The 3,566-nt window shown below is 43.8% G+C and carries 4 protein-coding genes and 2 pseudogenes; 3 read left to right on the forward strand and 3 right to left on the reverse strand.

Annotation, left to right across the window (positions count from 1 at the left end):
- Positions 1 to 214, reverse strand: a pseudogene (locus NFS18_RS19885) (IS1634 family transposase); the annotation flags it as partial.
- Between NFS18_RS19885 and NFS18_RS19045 the strand changes: the two are divergent.
- The 3 genes and pseudogenes from NFS18_RS19045 to NFS18_RS19055 all read left to right on the forward strand — a co-directional run.
- Positions 213 to 416: pseudogene (locus tag NFS18_RS19045) on the forward strand (NAD(P)-dependent oxidoreductase); the annotation flags it as partial. The pseudogenes NFS18_RS19885 and NFS18_RS19045 overlap by 2 nt on opposite strands.
- Before the next feature lie 73 nt (positions 417 to 489).
- Positions 490 to 1,116, forward strand: coding sequence for a 4Fe-4S binding protein (locus NFS18_RS19050; RefSeq protein WP_251393116.1), 627 nt, complete (start codon positions 490 to 492; stop codon positions 1,114 to 1,116).
- Positions 1,113 to 1,328 carry a macro domain-containing protein gene (locus NFS18_RS19055; protein ID WP_251393118.1) on the forward strand — a complete coding sequence of 72 codons (216 nt, stop codon included), beginning with the start codon at positions 1,113 to 1,115 and terminating at the stop codon, positions 1,326 to 1,328. The genes NFS18_RS19050 and NFS18_RS19055 overlap by 4 nt, the downstream gene beginning before the upstream one ends.
- Before the next feature lie 67 nt (positions 1,329 to 1,395).
- On the opposite strand, the gene NFS18_RS19060 is transcribed toward NFS18_RS19055, so the two are convergent.
- Together NFS18_RS19060 and NFS18_RS19065 are read right to left on the reverse strand one after the other, a co-directional pair.
- Positions 1,396 to 3,054, reverse strand: a complete 1,659-nt coding sequence (locus NFS18_RS19060) for a DUF4368 domain-containing protein (RefSeq protein ID WP_251393119.1) — start codon at positions 3,052 to 3,054, stop codon at positions 1,396 to 1,398.
- 108 nt (positions 3,055 to 3,162) lie between these two features.
- A complete protein-coding gene (locus NFS18_RS19065; protein ID WP_251393121.1) occupies positions 3,163 to 3,465 on the reverse strand; it encodes a transposon-encoded TnpW family protein in 303 nt (100 codons plus the stop codon).
- Positions 3,466 to 3,566 lie beyond the last annotated feature (101 nt).

Here is a 3,566-nt window from a genome sequence, read left to right on the forward strand (position 1 = left end):
TTCCTTCACTTACTTTTAAAATATCACCGACTTTGTCATCCAAAAGATCCGTGCATACTGCATAGAATCCGTCATACTGGGCTTCTTCAGAAATCTTAGTTTCATCCAGATAATGCTTTACTTCAGCAGCTTCGCCTTCTTCTGTTACAGCTATAGTTCCAATGAAACGTGCTGGATCGTTTGGATTTTTGCGGTTCTTTTTTGTGCTTCCTGTAAAATGGACGTATATCAGCCCTGCCGGAGATTTTCAGGCAGACGGAGCAAAGACCGGGAAATACATTTTGGGCGGCGAAGAACTGACCTTAAACTCTAAGGGAGAAAGCGTAATCAGCTATGCCGACTATGCGGTTGCTATGGTTGATGAAGCGTTAAACGGAAACCATATTCAGCAGAGAATTTCAGTTGTAGCAGAATAAACAGGTCAATCATTTTGTCAAATGTTGAAGCCCTCTGCCCCCAAAGGCAGGGGGGCTTCTTACAGGAGGAAATATGAGTGCAGAAAAATATTTGCAGATGATGCAGCAGGATATTCATACTGTTATTTTTGCCACAACTGACGAGAACCATTTCCCGGTCACTTGCGTGATTGATATTATGTTATCAGATAAAGACGGACTATATTTTCTGACAGCCAAAGGAAAAGCCTTTTATGAACGGCTCAAAAATCAGCCTTTTATTTCGATTACAGGAATGAAAGGGGCTGACACTTTATCCAGTAAATCTATTACCCTGCGTGGGGAAGTACGGGAAATCGGGCAGCAGCGGTTATCAGAAATATTTGAAAAAAATCCTTACATGGAAGTCATTTACCCGAACAGGGAAAGCCGTACCGCATTGACGGTATTCCAAATCTACAAAGGAAGCGGAGAGTTTTTTGATTTAAGCCGCAAACCTATTTTTCGGGAACAATTTTCATTCGGTGGAATGGGAAACCATGCGTCCTATTTTTTTGTTACCGATAAATGCAACGGCTGTAATCTCTGCGCTAATTCCTGCCCGCAAAACTGCATTGATATTTCCGCCTGTCACGCAAAAATAAAACAGGAACATTGTCTGCATTGTGGAAAATGTAAAGAAATATGCCCCTTACAGGCGGTAGAAAGGAGGACGTTATGACACAGACAGAAAGGCTTACTTTTCTGATAAACTATCTTCAAAGTGAAAATAACGAATTAAAATCAATAGATATTCCTGCACAGGACACAGCAAGGAAACGTCTGTTACGTTCCCTTATGAACATTCGACCGCCAAAAACAGTTTCAAAAGAATTTTTGGAAGTGCAGGACGCATATTTACAGGAAGAATGTACGAAAAAAGGTATTGATTGATACCAGATAAGGATAAAAATAGATATGTATGGGCAGGAGCATAGACTTTCTCCTGCCACGCCTATATTTAGGCGGTTTGACGTTTGGTACGCTTTCCGTATTCCAGTTCCATTTTCCGCGTTTCTTCATCTGTTGGAATATCTACAATCCCGACATAAGAATAGTAGATGTCAATGTCCTGTGTCCGTTTCCCGTCTTTTTTCTCGCATTCGTGGACTATGATTTTATCCACAAAAGTATTTAAAATTTCGGGCGTTAGCTCGTCAATGCGGGTATATTTCTTGGTAACGGCAATCAGCTTGGAAACATTGGTTGCTTCTGTGTCAGCTTCGCTGACTTCGGCTTTCAAAGTTTCGATTTCGTGTTTTAGCTGTTCCTGCTCGGCTTCATAACCATCTGATAGCTTGTAAAAGCGTTCGTCATTCAGCTTTCCATTGACATTATCCTCATAGATTTTACGGAATAGGCGGTCAAGTTCTTCCATGCGCTTTTCGTCTTTTTCAATCTGTTTCTGCTTTGCGTATAACTCGTATCGGCGTTCCGCAAGGGTGGCGTCAATCTGCTGTCGGATAAATACCCTTTCAAACTGCTGTAAATAGGACAGGAAATGCTGAAGCTGTTTTAATACCAACTGGTATAGGGCATCTTCCCTGACATAATGCTGTGTGCATACGCCGCTCCTGCTGTTTCCTTTATATTTGGAACAACGGAAATACAGATAGCTCTTTGATGAGCGCAGACTTAGTTTTGTACCGCAGTCAGCACATTCCAATAATCCTGTAAAAATGCTTGTTGCACCATTTTTTGTCGGTCTGCGTTTATTTGCCCGTATCATCTGCACTTTCTCCCATAGTTCCCTGTCAACAAGAGGGGGATGGGCATTTTCAATATACGTCCGCATTTCTTTTACAGTGGGAATGCGCTTTTTGCTTTTAAAACCTAAACGGGTGGACTTAAAGTTCTCCGTAACGCCGATATACGCCACATTTTCAAGAATTAACGCCACCGTGGTGGATTCCCAATTATATGGGTTTCCTGACACGATTGCCGCTTCTAATCCTTTTGAAGCCTTATATGCGGATGGGGTTAATACTTCATCTTCCCAAAGTATATCAGCAATAGCAGATATTCCCTTTCCCTGCATACAGAGTGAATATATCCTGCGGACGACTGCCGCCGCTTCCTCGTCCACAAGCCAACGGGTTTTGTCGTCTGGATTCCGTAAATATCCGTATGGCGGCGGTCCCAGATGTTCTCCTGCAAGCCCTTTCGCTTTCTTGACTTCCTTTACCTTTTTGCTCGTGCTTTTTGGATACCATTCGTTGAAAAGGTTGGTAAAGGCGGCAAATTCGTTGCTCTCAAGGCTGCCCGTGTCCACGTTGTCCATGATGGCGATGAACCTTACGCCCGCTTCGGGATAGATGATTTCGGAGTAAGAGCCGACCTCGATATAGTTCCTGCCAAAGCGTGATAAGTCTTTGACAATGACGGTCTTAACAAGCCCTTTTTCAATGTCCGCCGACATTTCCTTAAAGCTTGGACGGTCAAAATTCGTACCCGTATAGCCGTCGTCCACGTAGAATTTTGGGTTAGAAAAACCGTGTTCTTTGGCGTATTTCATCAGATATTCTTTCTGGTTTACAATGCTGTTGCTTTCACCCTCTCGTCCGTCATCTTGGCTTAATCTACAATATAATGCCGTAAATTCTTCCTGCTGTCTTTTCATAAAGCTCTCCTTCCCGACAGCAGACACGGTATTGTGAAGTGTAGGTACAGTGTACCACATCTGCCCTTAAACTTCAACGCTTTAAAGCGATAATTCTTCCGCTGCCTGTTATTCCCCGTCATCATCACCCCAATTCCCATTATTAAAAAATCCATATCCCTGTGTGCCACGCCGAAAAATATCCGTAAGCATTACAAGTACGTCCCTCCCGTCTTTTCGGAAATGGGCGTTGACGGTGTATTCCGTGCCGCCGATTTTCTCGGTGAAACTCATCGGCTCTGGGATGCGGACAAGGGGCGTGACGTTCTGGACAGGCGGCAGAGGGGGATATATCTTATCGGGATTTACCATAGGGGCGTCCTTGTATTCCGCCATAATCTCCTGTATTTCTTTCTCGGACAGTCTGCTCATCGCAATAATTCCTCCCTCCTGTATGATAATGTGGGCTGTGATGCAAGGGCCTCTTTCCCAAGGACAGCTGAAAGCACGGGGTCATGGCGGAGCTCATCGGC

The organism is Mediterraneibacter agrestimuris (assembly GCF_943193195.1).
In the GTDB taxonomy this organism is placed as follows: Bacteria; Bacillota; Clostridia; order Lachnospirales; family Lachnospiraceae; genus Schaedlerella; species Schaedlerella agrestimuris.